Genomic DNA, 955 nt, shown 5'->3' with positions numbered 1-955 from the left:
ACCGGCGCCTCGCCGGTCTCCCCCGGCGGGCCGGCCTGCACGTAGGGAATGCGCTCGCCGTCGCTCGACACCGCCTCGTGGCGGGTCACCACCAGGCCGTCCGCCTCGAACAGGGCTGGGGCCTGCTTCAGCAGCACCGGTGCGGCGAGGTCGGGCCGCGTCGTCAGCAGGGTCGAGGGCGTGATCGGATCGTTGGCCGCCACCATGAGGTCGCCGTTCGATTCCTCCTCCTCGCTGTCCATCGACCACACGCCGACGACGCCGAGCTCCGGCAGGCCGGCGACCCGCCCCTCCGCCCAGGCGCCCTCCGACGGCGTGAAGACCGGGAACTGGGCCTTGAGGTCGTCGAGGACCGAGATCACCAGCTGCCCGCCGGTCCAGAAGAAGCCCTGCAGCGCCCGGCGCGGGCCGGGGGTGAACAGCACCCGGAAGTCTCGGGCGCCGGCGAGGAACGCATCGAGCCCGATGCCGAGCACGCTGTCGGCCGGATGGGTCGTGCCGCCGACCTCCCAGGGCGTGCGGGTGCGCACGGCGAGGTAGCCCCGGTGCCAGTGCGCGTCGGCGTCGGTCGGGATGTCGAGGCGGGTCTTCGGGCCGGAGCGGTCGCCGAGGCTGACCGTGCCGTCGAAGAAGCCGGTGCGTTCGACGAAGACCAGGCGCTCCGGCGTCGCCTCCCGGTCCGGATAGGCATAGGCGACCATGCTGGTCGGGCCGGCGGAGAAGATCACCGGCGCCGCGAGCGGGTCAGCGCCGCGCTGCCACACCCGCACCGTGCGGGCGTAGCCGGAGGGCGTCGCGTGCTCCGGCCCGCCGAGCGGGCTCGCCAGCAGCACCGTGTCGGGATCGAGCCAGATCGGAATGCTCTTCGCCTCCGGCAGGGCGAAGCCGCCCTCCACGAAGACCCGGGCGGCGAGGTCGAATTCCCGCACCGTTGTGGCGTCGCCGCCGCCGCGGG

Annotated in this window: 1 protein-coding gene; it reads right to left on the bottom strand. The window is 74.0% G+C overall.

Annotation, left to right across the window (positions count from 1 at the left end; translation table 11 throughout):
• Positions 1-955 (bottom strand): prolyl oligopeptidase family protein (locus VQ02_RS34005; protein WP_048448699.1); only part of this gene is annotated, 955 nt, incomplete at both ends.

Source organism: Methylobacterium variabile, assembly GCF_001043975.1.
Classification (GTDB): Bacteria; Pseudomonadota; Alphaproteobacteria; order Rhizobiales; family Beijerinckiaceae; genus Methylobacterium; species Methylobacterium variabile.
The sequence above is the reverse complement of the archived record's forward strand: the minus strand, read 5'-3'. Positions and strand labels throughout refer to the sequence as shown.